Origin of the sequence: Rugosimonospora africana (assembly GCF_016862975.1) — a bacterium.
GTDB lineage: Bacteria > Actinomycetota > Actinomycetes > Mycobacteriales > Micromonosporaceae > Rugosimonospora > Rugosimonospora africana.
The window spans coordinates 142,843-162,561 of record NZ_BONZ01000050.1; the positions used below are offsets into that span (position 1 = coordinate 142,843).

The window sequence follows — 19,719 nt, forward strand, 5'->3', positions numbered from 1 at the left end:
TCTGACGCCGCGCGACGACCCAGACCGGTCGTTGACCGGGCCGGCGAGTGAGGTGCCGATGATCGTCGACGGCCATCGCGGCGACACCGTGCGGGCGCGGTGGTGAGCGACGAAGTCGCGCCGACGGTCCGGCACGGCCGGCGCTCGGGCGAGTCTCCGGTGCCGCGCCCACCCCGGTTCGTCGGACGGGGGCGCGAACTGGCCGCGTTGGAACGAGCACTGGCCTCGGCGCCGGTGCTGGTGCTGGTGGAGGGCGAGGGAGGCATCGGCAAGAGCCGGCTGCTGCGCGAGTTCCTTCGTGACCGGCACGCCCGCCACCGGGTACTGGTGGCCGCTGCGCCGCCGGTCCGGCAGCCGTACACGCTCGGGCCGGTCGTGGACGCGCTGCAGCGAGCCACCGACGGGGTCGGCGGGCTGGGACTGAGCATGCTCGCCGGTGCGCTGCGCCCGCTGTTCCCGGAGTGGGGTGCCGACCTACCGCCCGCTCCCGAGCCGGCGCAGGACGCGCCCGCCGCCCGGCACCGGCTGTTCCGGGCGCTGGCCGAGCTGATCGGCCGTCTCCAGATCGAGGTTCTGGTGATGGAGGACGTGCACTGGGCCGACGAGGCGACTCTGGAGTTCCTGCTCTTCCTCACCGCGCAGCGCCACGCCCCGGTGAGCGTGGTGGTGACCTACCGGCCCGAAGACGTGCCATCCGACTCGCTGCTGCCGCGGCTCTCGTCCCGCCCACCGACGGGCATGGGGCTGCTGCGGCTGGAGCTGGGTCCGCTGGACGTGGCGCAGACGGCCAGCCTGGTGTCCTCCATGCTGGCCGGCGGCCAGGCCTCCGCGGCCTTCGCGCAGTTCCTGCACGAGCGCACGGAGGGCGTACCGCTCGCGGTCGAGGAGTCCGTGCGGCTGATGCACGATCGCGCGGATCTGGTCCAGCGCGGCGGGGAGTGGGTACGGCGCCGTCTCCACGAGATCGACGTGCCGCCGACGGTACGCGACGCCGTGCTGGAGCGGGTCCGGCGGCTGCACCCCGACGCGCAGGCGGTACTGCGCGCCGCCGCGGTCCTCGGCGAGCCGGGCGATCCGGCCGTCGTGCTGGCCTGCGCCGGGCTGCCGGGCGACCCGCAACGGCCGGGCTGGTCCGAGGCGCTGACGTCGGGTCTGCTCGGCGAGGCCGAGGCGGGCCTGATCGATTACCGGCACGCGCTGGCCGGTCGGGCCGTGTACGAGTCGATGACCGTGGCCGAACGGCGGCTGCTGCACCGCCGCGCCGGTACCGTTCTGGAGTCCGTACCGCGGCCCCCGGCTGCGAGGCTGGCCTGGCACTTCAGGGAGGCGAGGGACACCGAGCGCTGGCGGCGCTACGCCGAGTTGGCGGCCGGTGCGGCGCTCGCGGCCGGCGACGACGCGACGGTCGTCACCCTGCTGTACGACCTGCTGGTCGCGGCCGAGCTTCCCCCGGCGGCGGTGCTGGCACTCGTGGAGCGGCTGCCGAAGGTGGCGCTGAATGGCCCGGACCGCATCGGTGAGCTGGTGAAGGTGGTGCGACGGGTCGTCGCGACCGGCACGCTGACGCCCAACGAGGCCGCGCGGCTGCGGTTCCAGCTCGGGATGCTGCTGGACCTGCTGAACGAGTTCGACGCCAGCCGTGCCGAGTTGGAGCAGGCCATCCCGGATCTCGGCGACGGTTCAGAGGACTCGGTGCGGGCCATGCTGCTGCTCGGGTGGGCGCGCGGGACCACCGCACACAGCCAGGTGCACCGCCAGTGGCTGTACCGGGCCGCCGAGGCGACCCCGCTGCTTCCGGCGTCGGCCCGATCGGCGATGACCAGCGCGGGCGCCGCGGGTCTACTGCTGCTGGGCGAGGAGGAGGGCTGGGCGGCCGCCGCACAGGTGCCGGACGACACCGCCACCGTGGCCGGGCGGTACAGCATGCTGCTGCGCGACCTCAACGTCGGCGACCTCGCCATGCGGTGGGGCCGGTACGCCCAGGCCAGAACCCTGCTGCGCCGCGGAATGGAGCTGGCGGAGCTCTACCAGTACCTGCGGCACCGCGCGGCGGCCCTGTGCACACTGATCCATCTCGACTGGTTCGTCGGCGGCTGGTCGAAGCTCGCCGAGCGGGTCGACCGGCTCATCGAGGACGACTCGGTACAGGCGACGGACCGGTTGGAGTGCGAACTCGTGTCGCGCAGGCTGGCCGCCGCGGCCGGTACGGACGTCGACGGCGACGTGCTGCGGCTGATGGACGAGTGGCGGGCACGTGGCGCGGTGGACTGCCTGATGGAGCCGGCCGCCGTGCTGGCGCGCGCGTGGCTTGCCGCCGGCCGGGTCGACGACGCGCTGGGCGTGACCGAGGAGCCACTGGCCATCGTGGCGCACAAGGAGATCTGGCTGTGGGCCACCGAGCTGGCACCCGCCCGGGTCGACGCGCTGGTGGCCGCCGGCCGGGCGGGAGATGCCGCGTCACTGGTGGCCGATTTCGCGCGCGGTCTGCGGGGCCGGAACATGCCGGCCCCGGCCGCGGGCCTGGCGTTGTGCCGGGCGATCCTGGCGCGGGGCGACGGGCAGCCCGCCCGGGCGGCGCAGCTGTTCGCCAGCGCGGCCGCCGCGTGGCAGGACCTGCCTCGGCCGTACGATGCGCTGCTGGCCCGTGAACGGCAGGCGCACTGCCTGCTGGCCGACGGCGGGTCCGAGGCCGGGCTGAGCCTGCTCGGCGAGGTACGGCAGGGATTGGCGGAACTGGGCGCGACGGGGGACGCGGAGCGGGTCACCCGGACGCTGCGCGACAGCGGGGTCTCGCCGGCACCGGTCTGGCGGGGCGGACGGCGTGGCTACGGAGACCGGCTCTCTCCGCGCGAACTTGAGGTGGTGCGCCTGGTCGTCGCCGGCCACACCAACCGGACGATCGCGCAGTTGCTGCACCGCTCACCGAAGACCGTGGCCAGCCAGGTCAACTCGGCCATGCGCAAGCTCGACGTGTCCACCCGCACGGCGCTCGCGGTCAGCGCCATCGAGGCCGGCCTGATCGTCGCCGACCCGCCTGAATAAATTCCACGGCCCCCGGGACGGCCATTCTTTCAGTGATCTGACTGATCGCACCGCCCGGCGGGTTGATCGACACTGGTTAACCCAGATAGCCCCATTCTCTCGAGAGGCCCAACGGCCATGCCCGAACCCTCGCGCGACCCGGAGCCCGCCGACGAGAACGGCGGTACCGCAAGCGCATCGACGGCCGAACCGGACCAGACCGGTACCGGCGCGGTGGCCGTGCCCGACGGCCCCGCCACCACCAGCGACGGATACGAACCACTCTGACCAGACGGAGGAGGCTTCCTCATGAAGACCCCGATTGTGGCGGTCCTCTCGGTCATCGGACTGGCTGTGCTCGCCGGCACGGCCGCCGCCGCACCCCTGACCGGGAAACCGGTCGGCGCCTCGGCGAGCCAACCGTTGACCGCCAACACCCCGGCGGCCTGCAACACCAAGCCCAAGAAGGGCTTCGCCCAGTGCCTGGCCGTTGTCCGCACCCCGGCACCCGGACAGATCCGCCCGCAGGCGGCGGCGCCACCGGCCGGCGCGCTGGGACCGGCGGACATCCAGGCCGCCTATCGCCTGCCCGCGGGCGGCGGTGGGCAGACGGTGGCGATCGTCGACGCCTACGGCGACTCTCACGCCGAGGACGACCTGGCCGCCTTCCGGTCCCACTACGGGCTGACGCCCTGCACCACGGCCAACGGCTGTTTCCGCAGGGTCGACCAGACCGGTGGCACCGACTACCCGGTGGATGACCCCGGCTGGGGCCTGGAGACATCCCTGGACCTCGACGCCGTGTCGGCGGCGTGCCCCGCCTGCAACATCCTGCTCGTCGAGGGCAACAGCCCGAGCCTGGACGACCTCGGCAACGCGGTGGACACCGCCGTGTCGCTGGGAGCGAAGTACGTCTCCAACTCCTACGGCGTCGCCGGTGAGGATCCCTCGGAGACCGACTACGACGGGCACTACGACCACAAGGGCGTGGCCGTGGTCGCCTCCAGCGGCGATGACGGTGGCGTGGCCAACTGGCCCTCCACCAACCCGCACGTCGTCTCCGTCGGCGGCACGCTGCTGACCCGGGACGGCTCGGTCGCGCGTGGGTGGACCGAGTCGGCGTGGGGAACCAGCTCCGGCGGCGAGGGCGGCGGCTCGGGCTGCTCCCCGTACGAGCCGCGCCCGGACTACCAGACCGGTATCGACACCGACTGCCCGACCGGCCGCGCGACCGCGGACATCGCGGCGGACGCGGATCCGGAAAGCGGCCTGGCCACCTACGACACGCTCGGCCAGAGCGGCTGGCTGCAGGTCGGCGGTACCAGCCTCGCGGCGCCGCTCGTGACGGCGATGTACGCGCTGGCCGGCGAGCCGCTGTCCAACGAGTACCCGGTCACCGAGCTGTACCACGATCCCGCGCTGGCCGACCACGTGTTCGACATCGTCGCCGGTGCCAACAGCGGTTGCGGGAACGTGCTGTGCCAGGCCGGCCCCGGCTGGGACGGGCCGACCGGGCTCGGCAGCCCGAACGGGGTGGGTGCGTTCACCAAGGCCCCCCACGGCACACTCGACGGACGGGTCACCGACACAGCCGGTCAACCGCTGGCCGGTGCCACCGTCTCGGCCAGCCCGGGTGACTACATCGCCCGCACCGCCGCCGACGGGAGCTACCGGCTGGACCTGCGGGCCGGCAGTTACGACGTGACGGTGGCGAAGTACGGGTACGCGAGCGCGACCGGCACGGGCCTGACGATCAGCGCCGGGGACACCAGCACGCGGGACTTCGCCCTCACCGCGCAGCCGTCGGCGACCCTGTCGGGAACGGTCACCGACGGGTCCGGACACGGCTGGCCGCTGCACGCCCGCATCGGCATCAGCGGGTACCCGGACGGCGCCGTCTACACCGACCCGGCCACCGGCCGCTACCACGTCTCCCTCCCCCAGGGCGACTACACCCTCGACATCAGCACCGACCTGCCCGGGTACCAGCACCAGACGCAGCAGATCAGCGTCGGCCCCCAGGGGCTCGGCCGCGACATCACCCTCGGCGTCGACCTGGCGGCCTGCATCGCGCCGGGGTACGGGTGGAACGGCACCGGCGAGGACTTCACCGGCTGGCAGGCGGCCACGCCGCGCGATGGCTGGGCGGTGACCGGCACGAAGGGCGGGTGGCGCTTCGACAACCCGGGCAACCGGTCGGCCCCGCAGACGCCGCCGGTGTACCAGTCGGGCGGCGACGACAACTTCGCCATCGCCGACTCGGGTACGGCCGGCCGCCTCGACACCACACTGACCTCGCCGGTGTTCGACCTGTCCGGCGTGGCCACGCCCCGGCTGGAGTTCGACACGCACTACTTCGCCGCGGCGCAGCAGAGCGCGACGGTGGAGCTCAGCGTGGACCGCGGGCGGTCCTGGACGCCGGTGTGGCGCCAGACCGGCGCCAACTCGATCGGCCACGTGAGCGTGGCGTTGCCGTCCGCGGCCGGGCGCTCCGGCGTGCGAGTGCGCTTCCACTACACCGGGCGCGGCGGCTGGTACTGGGCCGTCGACGACGTGCTGATCGGTGCCCGTACCTGTGTGGCGCAGCACGGCGGGCTGGTCGTCGGGGTGGTCAGCGACGGCACGACGCACGCACCGGTCAACGGCACGCGGGTCACCAGCTCCGCCGACCCGCGGCGGCACGCCTGGCCGGCGGGGATCGCTCAGGTCACCGGCGACCCGGCGGTGGCCGGCGGCTATTACTGGCTGTTCACGCCTAGCGGCAAGCAACAGCTCACGGCCACCGCCACAGGTTACGACCCGGCGGGCACAGCCCTCGACGTCGCGGCGAACGGCATCACCCGCCACGACGTGGTCCTGACCCGGCACGGCAGCTGAAGGAGAAGACGATGAAACCGCAGTACCGCAGGCGTTCGGCCCTGACCGCCGCCGTCATCGGTCTCGCCGCGACCAGCCTGGCCATCCCCGGCAGCGCCGTGGCGGGCGACACCGGAGACAACGCGGCGGCGCGAACCGGAGTGGGCGCGCTCGCCCTGCCGGAGCTTCATGACGCCACCTACCATGTCACGCTGCTCACCGGCGACCGGGTGACACTGACCTCGTCCGGCCAGGGTCGCTACAGCGTCGTCGCCACGCCAAACCCCGGCGCCACCCCCGCGGTCGCGGTGACCGCGCGGAGCGGATCGCCGGGCAAGGCGGCCAGCGTGTCCGCGACTCCGTTCGCCGCGTCGGCGCTGGTCGCCTCCGGCATGCTCGACCCCCGGCTGTTCGACGTCACCTGGCTGGCGACCCACGGCGACAACGGATCCGCCGCGGTCATCCCGGTCACCGTCCAGTTTTCGGGCAAGCTGTCGGCGGCAGCGCTCACCGGCAAGGCCACCGCGCTCGGCGGGGCCACCGTGGTCGCCGCCCATCCCGGGACCGGAACGGTCGACGTGAAGGTCAGTGCCTCCCACGCCGCGCCGTTCTGGGCGGCGCTGTCGGGGCAGAGCGCCACTTCGGCGAGTGTGGCACCGCACCTGACCGGCGGGGCCGTCCACGCCTGGCCCACCGGCAACCGGTCCGCGGCCGCACACCCGTCGGCGGCACAGGCCCTCAACCGTGTCACCGAGACCATCACCGGCACCCGGGGCAGCGTCTTCGGGTGCAACGGCTACCTGACCCTCCTGTGCGTCGAACCCGGCACGCTGGCGCTCTACGGTGTCGACGGCGAGGGGATCGACAACGTCTACGAGCCCTCCGGGCTCACCTGTGTCGACGCCGACCCGTGCACCACGTATCAGGTGACCTACTCCGTACCCTCCGGCATCTACTCCGCGACGGGCTTCGCGTTCTTCCTGGCCGGTTCCCAGACTCAGTACGTCGACCTGATCGACCCGGAGGTCACCGTCGCCGGGGACACCGGCTTCGCTCTCAACGTCGATGCCGCGACGGAATTCCACGTCGGTACGCCGCGGCCGAGCCAGGCGTTCACCGCCACGCAGAACGACGAGCGCACCTCGGTGGACGGCACCGGGATCGCCAACGCGATCGACAGCGTGACACCGAACTACTGGGCCGTGCCCAGCGCGCCGGTCACCGCGGGCACCTTCCACCTGACCAGCGACTGGGTGCTCGGCCAACCGCAGCTGACGATGACGGTGACCGCGCCCCAGCGGCTGGCTCTCGACCCGTCCTACTTCGTGTACCGCACCGCCGCGACGTACGGCAACCTCGGCGCGGTGCGCTTCACCGGGCGGAAGAAGGTCGGGCTGGTGGACGCCGGCGCCGGTCGACCGGAGGACTTCGCCGGCGTCGACGCCCGGGGGAAGTTCGTGCTCATGCACGAAGACGACCAGGTCTGGTGCCAGGACGGCAGTCTCGCCATCGTCCTCGATTCGCAGCTGAACAACGCCCTCCAGGCCGGCGCGGTCGGCGTGCTCTTCGACCCGATGAGCCCGGGGTACACCCGTGGATACTGCAGCTCGGTGATCCCGGAGTGGTACGGCGCCAGCGATCCGATCGACATGCCGTTCGCCACGATCCCCGTCGACCAGGGCGATGCCCTACTCAAGCTGCTCGCCAAGGGACCGGTGACGGTCGACGCCAGCGGATACGACGGCAACAGCCCGTACATCTACACCCCGAGCCTGTACCAGGAGGGACAGGTACCCGCGTCGCTGCGTACCACGCTCACCGACGCGCAGCTGACCACCGTCACCGATGCGTACCACGGCGGTGGTCCGTCCTCAGTGGACGAGTTCTGGAGCACGTGGCGGTCGAACGAGTTCTTCGGGGGTGCGAGCATCTACGAGGGCATAGCCGCACCGGGCACGATCACCGAGTATCGCGGGCCGGCCGCGCCCGACGTCGTCACCCAGTGGTGGCTGGCCAGCGATCAGATCGACCAGATCCGGTGGGACATGGTCACCCAGGCCGGCGGCAAGGCGACCGAGAACTGGATCGCCGCCCCCGAGACTCCCGGCTCGTACGCCATCTCACCCGACATCCTTCGCAACCAGCCCGGCAAGTACGACGGCTACCCGAACCCGCTCGCCTACTGTTCCTTCTGCCGGCAGGGCAACACGCTCTACCCCGTCATGTACCTGCGTGCCGGCGCGGACCCGGCGGTCGAGGACGGCGCGTACGGCTTCCTCGCCGACAGCATCCACCTCTATCACGATGGGCAGGAGGTGCAGCAGACCCCGTTCGCCGGCAACCTGGTCTCCTACCAGCTGCCCGCCGGCGCAGCCCGTTACCAGTTGGTCGCCCGCGACAACAACACGACCACGACGTGGGACTTCACCTCGTCCAGGCCGGCGAACGACCGGACCCCGGCCGGCACCGCCTGCCTCGGCGCGTTCCTCGGAGCCAGCGACCCGTGCGCGCCGGATCCGTTCGTGTTCCTGGAGTACGACGCCGGCACGGACCTCAGTAACACGGTCACCGGCCACGGCGACCACGAACTCCACGTCACGGCCTACCATCAGGCGCCGGGCCCGATCGCCATGCGTGGCCTCAGCGTCTGGACGAGCACCGACGGTGGCAAGAACTGGACGAAGGCGACCGTGGCCGGCGGTCACGACGGTGCCTACACCGTGCGGTACCGGACCCCGACCGCCCCCGCCGCGAACGCGAGACTGAGCATCAAGGCTCAGGCGACCGACGCGGACGGCAACGACATCACCCAGACCGTCATCGACGCCGTCGCGATCGCGGCACGGTAATGCGCCCCGCACCGGCATAAGAGCACGGATTCGAGCCCCGCCCGAGATTTGCCCGGGCGGGGCTCGCGCCTGGTCCCTTCGGGCCCACCGGCACCATGACTCCCGCAGGCCACTCCGGCCACACCGGGCCCCAGCCGCCGGCCGGAGCCCGGGCCCGCGGCCTGTTGGTGGGAGGCCATTCGGGGTAACACCCAACGATGAGAGCGAGCATCCCCTTGGGCCGCATCGCCGGAGTGAAGGTCGGCGTCAACTGGAGTGTGCTGCTGATCTTCGCGCTGATCGCGTCGACCCTGGCCGGCGCCCGATTCCCGGCGACCTATCCCGGAAATCCGGAATGGGCCTACGCGGCGGCCGGCGTGGGAGCCGCGCTCGTCTTCTTCACCGGCCTGCTCGCCCACGAGGTCTCCCACGCGATCGTCGCCCGGCGCAACGGCATCGCGGTCGAGGGCATCACTCTGTGGCTGTTCGGCGGTGTAGCCCAACTGCGCGGTGAGGCCGCCAAGCCGGGAGCGGAGCTTCGCATCGCCGGAGTCGGGCCGCTGGTCAGCCTCATCATCGGACTGTTCTTCGGGGGCATCGCCGCGCTGCTGCGGGTCACCGGCGAGTCCGGGCTGCCCTACGGTACGTTCCTCTGGCTCGGCGCTATCAATGTCGCGCTGGCGGTGTTCAACATCCTGCCTGCCGCCCCTCTCGACGGCGGTCGCCTTCTGCGCGCGGCTCTGTGGAAGCGGCGCGGCGATCGGGTCTGGGCCGCGATCGTGTCCGCGCGCTCCGGTCGCGTGCTCGGCTTGATACTGATCGCGCTGAGCGTGGCGCTGTTCATCCGCACGCGCGCGTTCGGGCAACTATGGCTCGCGCTGATCGGCTGGTTCCTGTTCGGTGCCGCGGCGGCCGAGGAACGGCAGGCCCGCCTGGGCGCGCTGCGCGTCGACGCGGTCATGTCAGCCAATCCGGAAACCGTCGCCGCGGACCTGAGCGTGGGCGAATTCATCAACCGGTACGTGCCCAGCCACCACCACTGGGCGTTTCCCCTCACCGTCGACGAGCGCCCCGTCGGGCTGGTCACCCTCGAGCAGGCCCGACAGGTTCCGCTCGAACATCGGGACAGCACAACGCTGCGCGATGTGGCCTGCCCGCCCAGCGAGGTGGCTCTCGCCGCCCCGCACGAGCCGCTCAACCAACTGCTGCCGCGACTGAGCCAGTGCGCGAACGGCAGTGCCTTGGTGGTGGCCGACCAGCGGCTGGTGGGAATCGTGACCCCGACTGACATCGCCCGCGCCGCCCAGGCTCCCCTGGCCGCCGCACGTCGGTGAAACGGGGCGCACACGTCGCTGCCGGTTCGTCGCGGCCTCGATGAGGACCGCGACCCGCCGCCACCAGATCGCGCCGGAGCGCCGGCTGGCATGACCCGCGCCGGGGTGGCTCGGATCGGCCCTCTCTATGTCGCGATTGACCGTCCATAGTAGACGGATCGGGGCGGTCTGACTCATGCCGGCGGCATGGGGCCTGACCGATGCGGCGCCGGAAATGTCAAGTACCCGTATCACATTGCGCGGCGGGCAAAAGGTATCAAGCTACGGGGAACGATAGATTTCCACAGGCGAATGCGACTTGTGACAATGATCATATCGCTACGTAGATCATCTTTGCTGGATCGTAAGCGGGCGGCAGAAACGCCTCTGCCCATGACCTCGAGAGCTGAGGCCGACCCGCGACGATCGGGAGGAACTCGATGCATCTCCCCGGAAGGTCCGCGACCCCGGTGCGCGCCAGAATCTGGCTGCTCACCGGCGTCCTTTCGGTAGCCATGACGGTATTCGGCCTACCGGCCGCCGCCCTGGCCCACGGTCCCGGTAGGACCGAATCGACCGGCAAGGCGCGTGTCCAGCATGTGTGCGGTGCCGTAAAGAAGGGCGAGGCGACGTGCTTCGCGCTGCGGCGTACCGACATTGTCGCCACGCACGGCCTGCGGCCGGCGGACACCACGCCGACGGGTTACGGCCCGGCCGATCTGCACAGTGCCTACAACCTGCCGGCCGATGGCGGCGCCGGCGCCACCGTGGCCATCGTGGACGCGTTCGACGACCCGAACGCCGAATCCGACCTGGCCCTGTACCGGCAGCAGTACGGCCTGCCAGAGTGCACGACCGCCAACGGCTGCTTCCGCAAGGTCGACCAGACCGGCGGCACCTCCTACCCGGCGGCGGACACCGACTGGGCCGGAGAGATATCGCTGGACGTCGACATGGTCTCCGCCGCGGCACCGCAGGCACACATCCTGCTCGTCGAGGCCGACGACAACCTCCCCGACAACCTGGGGGTGGCGGTGGACGAGGCGGTCGCGCTGGGCGCGAAGTACGTGTCCAACAGCTACGGCTCGGGGTATTCATCCCTGCCGGGCAGCGGTGAGGATCCGTCCGAGCTCACCGACGGCGACGCGCACTACAACCATCCCGGGGTGGCCGTGGTGGCCAGCACCGGCGACTACGACTACGGCGTGGCCTACCCCGCGGCGTCGCAGTACGTGACCGCGGTCGGCGGCACGAGCCTCGCCCGGGACACGAACGCGCGCGGCTGGTCGGAGTCCGTCTGGAACAACGACGACGGCAACGGCCCGGGTAGCGGCTGCTCGCTCTACGAGCCGAAGCCGGCGTGGCAGACCGACACCGGCTGCGCCATGCGCACCGAGGCCGACGTGTCGGCGGTCGCCGACCCGGCCACCGGCGTTGCCGTCTACGACTCCTTCGGATTCGGCGGCTGGAACGTCTTCGGTGGCACCAGCGCCGCGTCGCCGCTCATCGCGGCGGTGTACGCCGACGCCGGTACCCCCGTCGGCGGCACCTACCCCAGCTCGTACCCGTACGCGGAGACAGGCTCGCTCAACGACGTCACCACCGGCAACAACGGCACGTGTTCGCCGGCGTACCTGTGCACCGCGGGCGCCGGATACGACGGGCCGACCGGGCTGGGTAGCCCGAACGGGCTCGCCGCGTTCAAGACCGGTCCGCACGGCGAGGTGTCCGGTACCGTCCGCGACGCCGCCACCGGGGTCGGCATCCCCGGCGCCACCGTGCGGGCCGGCTCCGCCAACGCACTGGCCGACGCGCAGGGCCACTACGATCTGATCGTCCCGGTCGGCAGCTACGACATGACGGCGGAAGCGTTCGGCTACAAGACATCCACCGTGCCCGGCGTGGCGGTCACCGACGGCGGCCGGGTCACCGAGGACTTCGCGCTGAGCACGGCACCCCGATCCACGGTCAGCGGTACCGTCACCGACGGCTCCGGCCACGACTGGCCGCTCTACGCCACCATCACCGCGGACGGGGTACCCGGCGGGCCGGTGTTCACCGACCCCGTCACCGGGCACTACAGCCTGAACCTGCCCCAGGGCCAGACCTATCACCTGCACGTCACCCCGGCCTACCCCGGATACCAGACGGCGAACCCGAGCGTCACGGTCACCGACTCGAACGTCGCGGCCAACGTGAGCGTGCCGGTCGACACGACGGCCTGCGACGCGCCCGGCTACCAGGCCAACTACACCGGCCCCACGCAAACCTTCGACGGCGGCAGCGCGCCGACCGGCTGGAGCGTCGACAACGCCGCCGGCACCACCACCGGATGGGCGTTCGACGACCCGGCCGATGAGAACTACACCGGCGGAAGCGGCAACTTCGCCATCGTCGACAACACCGTCGGCGGCGGGCAGACCCGGGACTCCACCCTGACCGCACCCGTGGCCGACCTGAGCGCGGACGCCGACCCGACCGTCAGCTTCGACACCGACTACGTCGGTTCCTCCGACCAGATCGGCGACGTCGACATCAGCGTGGACGGCGGCGCCAACTGGACCAATGTCTGGCACCACACCACCGACTACGTGTCTGGGCCGACGCACCTGGACGTCCCGATACCGCAGGCCGCCAGGAAGCCGGCGGTGCTGACCAGGTTCCACTTCGTCAGCAACTTCGGTTACTGGTGGGAACTGGACAACGTTTTCATCGGCAACCGCAGCTGCGACCCGATCCCGGGCGGCCTGGTCACCGGTCAGGTCACGGACGCCAACACCCGGGCGGCGCTCAACGGTGCCGTCATCACCACCCCCGACTCGGCCGCCGTCAAGGTGAGCTCCGCCGCCACCCCGCAGGACGCCGCCCTCGGCGACGGCTTCTACTGGCTGTTCTCCCCGGTGACCGGTAGCCACCCGTTCTCCGTGGCCAAGCTCCACTACAGCACGGCGACCCGTACGGTGAAGGTGGCCGCGAACAGGACTACCGAGGCCGACTTCTCGCTGAAGGCCGGCCGGGTCACGGTCACCCCGACGAACATCGCCAAGACCGTCGACTGGGACGGCGCCACACACGCCACGGTGACCCTGAAGAACACCGGTACCGCTCCGGCCACCGTGACCACGGGCGAGGATCCGGGTCGCATCACTGCCCTGAGCCAGGGCGGCGCACCACTCCAAGAGATCAAGGGCACCTACTCCGCCCACGCGATGCGGAACACCGGCGGCACGACGACACCGGCGGATGGCACACCGGCGGACACCAACCCGGCCGGGGCGGCGTGGACCCCCATCGCCAACTTCCCGTTGCCGGTCGCCGACAACCTGGTCGGGGTCAACGGTGGAAAGGTGTACTCCGCGTTCGGGTTCATCGCCGGTACAAGCTCCGCGCTCTACGTCTATGACCCCGACGCCGGAAGCTGGAGCCAACTGACCAGCGCGGCCGACCCCCGGGACAAGCCGAGCGGCGGCTTCATCGGCGGCAAGCTGTACGCCGCCGGCGGCTGGGGCTCCGACGGCGACACCGACCCGAAGCTGGAAATCTACGACCCGGCAACCGACAGCTGGTCGACCGGTGCGGACGAGCCCACCGCATACGCCGGGTCCGGCGCCGCGGTGCTGAACAATAAGCTATACGTGATCGGCGGCTGTACGGCCAGCGCCTGTGGCAGCAAGGATGTGCAGGTCTACGATCCGGCGACCGACAGCTGGTCGGCCGCGGCGGCATACCCCGAGCCCATCGACTGGGCCTCCTGCGGTGCCATCACCGGCAAGCTGTACTGTGCCGGCGGCCAGACCGACACCGCCAGCAGCCGCCACGCGTACGTGTACGACCCGGCGTCTGACACCTGGTCGCCGCTGCCCGACATGCCGATCGACCTGTGGGGCTCGACCTACGCCGCCGCCAACGGGCTGCTGCTGGTCTCCGGCGGCATCACCACCACCAACGGCACCCACCTCACCAACCAGGGATACGCCTACGACCCGACCAGCAACACCTGGACGGCGCTACCCAACGCCAACATCGCCCTGTACCGCAGCGGCAGCGCGTGCGGCCTCTACCAGATCGGCGGCGCCGTGCCCCCAGGACCGGCACACCTGTCGATCAACTTCGCCGAGGTGCTTCCCGGATTCACCAACTGCGACAGCAGCAGCGACGTGAGCTGGATGTCGGAGAGTCGGACCACCCTGACCTTGCAACCGGGCGCAAGCGCCACCGTGACCGTCACGATGCGCGCGAACGTCCCGGCAATCAGCCAGCCGGGTACCTACCAGGCCAGGGTCATCCTCGGCACCGACACCCCGTACCTCGCATCGCCGGTATCAGTGGCGATGACGGTCAACCCACCGAAGCAATGGGGCAAAGTCACCGGGACCGTCACCTCGGCCACCGATGGCTCCCCGCTGGCTGGCGCGACCGTCCGCATCAACGGCCGAGACGCCGACTACACCGTGACGACCGACAAGGACGGCCGGTACGCGCTCTGGCTGGATTCCCGCAACAACCCGCTGACGGTGACCGTCGTCCAGACCGGCTACCAGACGCAGACACACACCGTGAAGATCGCCAAGGGCACGACGACGACATCGAATTTCGTCCTGAGGAAGCAATAGTCCCAAGCACAGGTAGCCCGACCAGGCGCCCGACCCACGATCGGTGGGTCGGGCGCCTGCGTCATTGTGACGTAGGCCATAGAAGTGCGATGTCACGGAGCGGTGGGGACCTGCGTCTCGTGTGGAGGTCAGTCGGAATGGAGAACTAGTGAGAAACGGAGCTCGTGAGCGTATGCGTAGGAAGCTACTCCGCACCATGCTCGCCGCCCTCGGCGTCGGCGCCATCGTCCTCGGCACGCAGACGGCGGCCCAGGCCGAGACGCGCGGCGGTACCAGCACCTGGCAAGAAGTTCAGCAGGACACCGCCAGCGGCTACTGCCGGGCGGAGGTGGAGTTCTACGGCACGACGTCCTACGCGGAGGCCCTCTTCTACAACTACAAGGCCGGCTGGGACTGCACGATGTGGCTTGAGCGCTCAACGAACAACGGCTCGTCGTGGTCCCTGGTCTCGGGCTACCACACCCTGAGGGACATCGCGCCGGACGCGGACCTGGACAGCACCTACCACTACTGGGACGGTCCGGGGTACCTGGCACGGGCGTGCTTCCACCTCAACTTCTCGGGCGCGGCCAAGCACTGCACCAACCCCATCTAGGCTTCGGCCGAAGTAGCAGGCGGCTCGGCCTGCCATTGGTAGCAGGCCGAGCCGCCTATACCGGGCCCCGGAGGATCTCGAACTCGCGGTCGGTCAGCGGATGGTCAAGGCATCCGGCTGGCCGTCAAGCGGCGCGGCGCGCCGGCCGGCGCCGGTGGGTCACGAGGACCGCGCCGGCCCCGGCAAGCAGGAACAGCAGGCCAGCGGCGAGAGCGGGCGGCAGGCTCACACCGGTCACCGGCAGGGCGCTGGCTGCTGTCGGCAGTGGGGTGATGGCGAGACTGTTCAACTCGCCGGCGGCGATGGCGGTGACCGTGGTGCCAGCCGGCAGACCGACCGGAACGGGCACGTTGCTGTTGGTGTTGGTGCCGTTGCCCAACTGCCCGAACTCGTTGTCGCCCCAGGCCAGCACGATGCCGGTGGAGGTCAACGCGAGACTGTGCCCATTGCCGGCGGCGACGGCGGTGGCCGTGGCGCCCGCCGGCAAGCTCGCCGCCACGGGCACGTTGCTGCTGGTGTTGGTCCCGTTGCCCAACTGCCCGGAGCGGTTGAACCCCCAGGCCAGCACGATGCCGGTGGAGGTCAACGCCAGACTGTGCACACCGCCGGCGGCGACGGCGGTGGCCGCGGCGCCCGCCGGCAGGTCCACCGGCACGGGAACGTTGCTGCTGGTGTTGGTCCCGTTGCCCAACTGGCCGGCACCGTTGAGGCCCCAGGCGAGCACCGAGCCGGTGGAGGTCAACGCCAGACTGTGTTCGCCGCCGCCGGAGACGGCGGTGACGGTGGTGTCGGCCGGCAGGTCCACCAGGACGGGCACGTTGCTGCTGGTGTTGGTGCCGTTGCCCAACTGCCCGTCGCCGTTGAGACCCCAGGCGAGCACGGTGCCCGTGGAGGTCACCGCGAGGCTGTGCAACTCGCCGGCGGCGATCGCGGTGACCGTGGTGTCGGCCGGCAGGTCCACCGGGACGGGTACGTTGCTGTTCGTGTTGGTGCCATTGCCCAACTGGCCGCCGCCGTTGTAACCCCAGGCGAGCACGGTACCCGTGGAGGTCAATGCCAGGCTGTGCAACTCGCCGGCCGCGATCGCGGTGACCGTGACGCCGGCCGGCAGGTCCACCGGCACAGGCACGGTGCTGCTGGTATTGGTGCCATTGCCCAACTGCCCGAACTCGTTGTCGCCCCAGGCGAGCACGGTGCCCGTGGAGGTCAACGCCAGGCTGTGGCGAAGGCCGCCGGCGACAGCGGTGATCGTCGTGCCGGTCGGCAGGTCCACCGGGACCGGCACGTTGCTGTTGGTGGTGGCGCCGTTGCCCAACTGCCCGGAGCGGTTGAGACCCCACGCCCGACCGGCACCGGTGGAGCTGAGCGCGAGACTGTAGTTGCGGCCCGCGGCGATGGCCGTGGCCGTGGTACCGAGCGGCAGGCTCACCGCCACGGGCACGTTGCTGTTGGTACGGGTACCGTTGCCCAACTGGCCCCACAGGTTGTCGCCCCAGGCGAGCACGGAGCCCGTGGAGGTCAGCGCCAGGCTGTGGCCGCCGAGGAAACCGCCGCCACCGGCGGCGGCGATCGCGGTGACGGTGGTGCCGGCCGGCAGGCTCACCGGGACGGGGACATTGCTGCTGGCGTTGGTACCGTTGCCCAACTGGCCGCTGCCGTTGGAACCCCAGGCGAGCACCGAACCGGTGGAGGTCAACGCCAGGCTGTGTTCGCCGCCGGCCGCGACGGCGGTGACGGTGGTGTCCGCCGGCAGGCTCACCGGAACGGGGACATTGCTGCTGCCGTTGGTACCGTTGCCCAACTGGCCGCTGCCGTTGTATCCCCAGGCGAGCGCCGAGCCGGTGGAGGTCACCGCGAGACTGTGCACATCGCCGGCGGCGACGGCGGTGACCGTGGTACCGGCCGGCAGGTCCACCGCCACGGGCACGTTGCTGCTGGTGTTGGTGCCATTGCCCAACTCGCCAGCGCCGTTGGAACCCCAGGCGAGCACGGTGCCCGTGGCCGTCACCGCGAGACTGTGCGCCTCGCCGGCGGCGACGGCGGTGACCGTGGTACCGGCCGGGAGGCTCACCGCCACGGGCACGTTGCTGTCGGTGTTGCTGCCATTGCCCAACTCGCCGGCACGGTTGTGACCCCACGCGAGCACGGTGCCGGTGGACGTCAACGCCAGGCTGAAGGAGCCGCCGGCGGAGACGGCGGTGACCGTGGTACCGGCCGGCAAGCTCACCGCCACGGGCACAGTGCTGCTGGTGTTGGTTCCGTTGCCCAACTCACCGAAGGTGTTGTCACCCCAGGCCAGCACGGTGCCGGTGGACGTCAACGCCAGGCCGTGCAACTCGCCGGCGGAGATCGCGGTGGCCGTGGTACCGGACGGCAGGCTCACCGCCACGGGCACGGTGCTGGCGGTTCTGGTCCCGTTGCCCAGCTGGCCGTTGCCGCCGTAACCCCAGGCCAATCCGTTACCGGCCGAGACGGCGGGTGGCCCTGGCTGAGCAGGCGTCCCGTCGGCGAACGCGGGCGCCACACCGGTGGAGAGCATGCCGAGCGCGGCCGCCACCACCGCCAGTGCCCCGAGCAGTCCGCGCATGCTCGCGGGCGCGACCCGGCTCGCGAAGACGGCCGGGACCCGGCGGGTCCAGCATCTGTCCATTGCCTGTACCCCCCAGCGAACCACGCGATACGTCCGCTCGAAACGTATAAGGGGCAGCCGGCACCAAAAGCGGCATTTACTCGCATTAGCCCGCACGAGACCACGAGGCCCCGAAGCCCGAGTCGGCACGCCGGCCGGCGATGTTCACCGAGGCTTAGACCCTACAACGTGTGAGAGTCAACGACGGGTCCCCGAAGATCACCAGTGTGGTGAACGGTGTGCAACCACCGTTTCCGCATCGGTCTCCCCCGGAATCGAGGACCCCTCACCTTGTCCAAGGACCCATCCGCAGACCCTGCCGCGCACGAGGTCAATCACGAGCCCAGCCGGCGATCGTTCCTGATCCTGTCCGGCGCGGTCGCCGCCGCGACCGCCGGTGGGATCGGGCGGGCCACGCCCGCCTCGGCCGCACCCGGTGGCGGCGTCGGCAACTTCAGCTCCTATCCGTTCTCTCTGGGCGTCGCGTCCGGTGATCCGCTGCCCGACTCTGTCATCCTCTGGACCCGCCTTGCCCCGCAGCCACTGGCGATCGGATCGGGCATGCCGGACAGAAAGTTCCCGATCCACTGGCAGGTGGCCAACGACGAGGCTTTCACTCAGATCGTCACGGAAGGTGAGACGTTCGCGCTGCCAGAGGACAACCACTCCGTACATGTCGACGTGCGCGGCCTGAGGCCGGACCGCTGGTACTTCTACCGTTTCCGCTGCGGGTCCGAGTTGAGCCCGGTCGGGCGCACGCGCACCTTGCCGGCACCCGGCGCGTCCGTCTCGGCGTTCACCATCTGCCACATGAGCTGCCAGCGGTGGGAGATCGGGTACTTCACGGCCTACCGCTACATGGCCCAGGACGGCATCGACCTGGGGCTTCACCTCGGTGACTACATCTACGAGTACGCGTTCACCGACACGCCCCGCGCCGGCGCGGCCGTGCCGGACGCGGTTCTCGACACGTGCAACTCCCTCGACCAGTACCGCTTGCGGTACTCCCTCTACAAGACAGACCCGGACCTGCAGGCCGCGCACGCGGCGTTCCCGTGGGCGGTGGTTCGCGACGACCACGAGGTCGTCAACGACTACGCCGGTGGTGTCGACCACGGAGCGAAACAGCTGGCCCGGCGCGCCGCCGGGTACAAGGCGTGGTGGGAGAACATCCCCACCCGGTGCGCCCCGCCGGTCGGGCCGGACCAGACCATCTACCGCCGGTTCGCCGTCGGCAACCTCGCCCAGTTCGACATGCTCGACAGCCGCCAGTACCGAACTTCCGACAACGACCCGGTCGTCTCGAAGCTCGGAAACGAGCAGGAGGCATGGCTGCTGAACGGCATCACGTCCTACGACACGACGTGGAACCTGGTCGCCGTGGGTCAGCAACTGGGCGGCGTGGCGACGGAAAGTCCCACCCGCGACCGCATCTACCGTGCCTACCACGACCGCGACGTCAGCCCGGTCATCCTGGTCGGCGACCTGCACTGGACCCTGGTCTCGGACGCGCTGCTGGCCATCCCCGATCCGACCAGTCCCATCGTGGGCACGCAGTTCATCGGCACCTCCATCACCTCGACCGGCGACGGACCGGGCGATCAGGCCACAAAGGACGGTTGGCTGAAGCACCCCTGGGTGAAGTACGCCGACGGCTACCGCGGCTACCTCCGCACGCTCATCACGCCTACGGGCCTGTACAGCACGCAACGCGACATCCAGTTCGTCACCCGGCCGGACGCACCGGTGTGGGACGCCCAGAAGTTCTACATCGACGCCGGAAAGGCCGGCGTCCAACTGGCGTAACCGAAACAGGGAACCCACCGGGTCTGGCATCCCGTCCGCCGACAGCCACGGGATGCCA

At 70.7% G+C, this 19,719-nt stretch carries 9 protein-coding genes; 8 read left to right on the top strand and 1 reads right to left on the bottom strand.

Features of this window, described 5'->3' with window-relative positions; genetic code table 11:
• The first annotated feature begins 102 nt into the window (after window positions 1-102).
• From Raf01_RS26760 to Raf01_RS26790, 7 genes are all read left to right on the top strand, one after another.
• Window positions 103-3,042, top strand: coding sequence for a helix-turn-helix transcriptional regulator (locus Raf01_RS26760; RefSeq protein WP_239133935.1), 2,940 nt, complete (start codon window positions 103-105; stop codon window positions 3,040-3,042).
• A 117-nt stretch (window positions 3,043-3,159) separates the two neighbouring features.
• Window positions 3,160-3,309, top strand: coding sequence for a hypothetical protein (locus Raf01_RS26765; RefSeq protein WP_203920775.1), 150 nt, complete (start codon window positions 3,160-3,162; stop codon window positions 3,307-3,309).
• Window positions 3,310-3,330: 21 nt separating this feature from the next.
• Window positions 3,331-5,898 (top strand): carboxypeptidase regulatory-like domain-containing protein, encoded by a 2,568-nt coding sequence (locus Raf01_RS26770; protein ID WP_203920776.1) that lies wholly within the window; start codon window positions 3,331-3,333, stop codon window positions 5,896-5,898.
• Between the two features lie 11 nt (window positions 5,899-5,909).
• A complete protein-coding gene (locus Raf01_RS26775; RefSeq protein ID WP_203920777.1) occupies window positions 5,910-8,726 on the top strand; it encodes a protease-associated domain-containing protein in 2,817 nt (938 codons plus the stop codon).
• 197 nt (window positions 8,727-8,923) lie between these two features.
• A complete protein-coding gene (locus Raf01_RS26780; RefSeq protein ID WP_203920778.1) occupies window positions 8,924-10,039 on the top strand; it encodes a site-2 protease family protein in 1,116 nt (371 codons plus the stop codon).
• Window positions 10,040-10,488: 449 nt separating this feature from the next.
• Window positions 10,489-14,631 (top strand): carboxypeptidase regulatory-like domain-containing protein, encoded by a 4,143-nt coding sequence (locus Raf01_RS26785; RefSeq protein ID WP_239133936.1) that lies wholly within the window; start codon window positions 10,489-10,491, stop codon window positions 14,629-14,631.
• A 172-nt stretch (window positions 14,632-14,803) separates the two neighbouring features.
• Complete coding sequence (locus tag Raf01_RS26790) at window positions 14,804-15,226, top strand: hypothetical protein (RefSeq protein WP_203920780.1); 423 nt, start codon at window positions 14,804-14,806, stop codon at window positions 15,224-15,226.
• Window positions 15,227-15,350: 124 nt separating this feature from the next.
• Here Raf01_RS26790 and Raf01_RS50940 read toward each other — a convergent pair whose 3' ends face one another.
• On the bottom strand, window positions 15,351-17,876 hold the full coding sequence (locus Raf01_RS50940) for an RCC1-like domain-containing protein (RefSeq protein WP_203920781.1): 2,526 nt from the start codon (window positions 17,874-17,876) through the stop codon (window positions 15,351-15,353).
• A 270-nt stretch (window positions 17,877-18,146) separates the two neighbouring features.
• Here Raf01_RS50940 and Raf01_RS26800 point away from each other — a divergent pair, with 270 nt between their 5' ends.
• Complete coding sequence (locus Raf01_RS26800; RefSeq protein ID WP_203920782.1) at window positions 18,147-19,661, top strand: alkaline phosphatase D family protein; 1,515 nt, start codon at window positions 18,147-18,149, stop codon at window positions 19,659-19,661.
• Window positions 19,662-19,719 lie beyond the last annotated feature (58 nt).

Bases quoted from the DNA above. Each gene is read 5' to 3' on its own strand.
- Raf01_RS26765 (WP_203920775.1), top strand. From the start codon at position 3,160: ATGCCCGAACCCTCGCGCGACCCGGAGCCCGCCGACGAGAACGGCGGT.
- Raf01_RS26770 (WP_203920776.1), top strand. From the start codon at position 3,331: ATGAAGACCCCGATTGTGGCGGTCCTCTCGGTCATCGGACTGGCTGTG.
- Raf01_RS26775 (WP_203920777.1), top strand. From the start codon at position 5,910: ATGAAACCGCAGTACCGCAGGCGTTCGGCCCTGACCGCCGCCGTCATC.
- Raf01_RS26780 (WP_203920778.1), top strand. From the start codon at position 8,924: ATGAGAGCGAGCATCCCCTTGGGCCGCATCGCCGGAGTGAAGGTCGGC.
- Raf01_RS26790 (WP_203920780.1), top strand. From the start codon at position 14,804: ATGCGTAGGAAGCTACTCCGCACCATGCTCGCCGCCCTCGGCGTCGGC.
- Raf01_RS50940 (WP_203920781.1), bottom strand. From the start codon at position 17,876: ATGGACAGATGCTGGACCCGCCGGGTCCCGGCCGTCTTCGCGAGCCGG.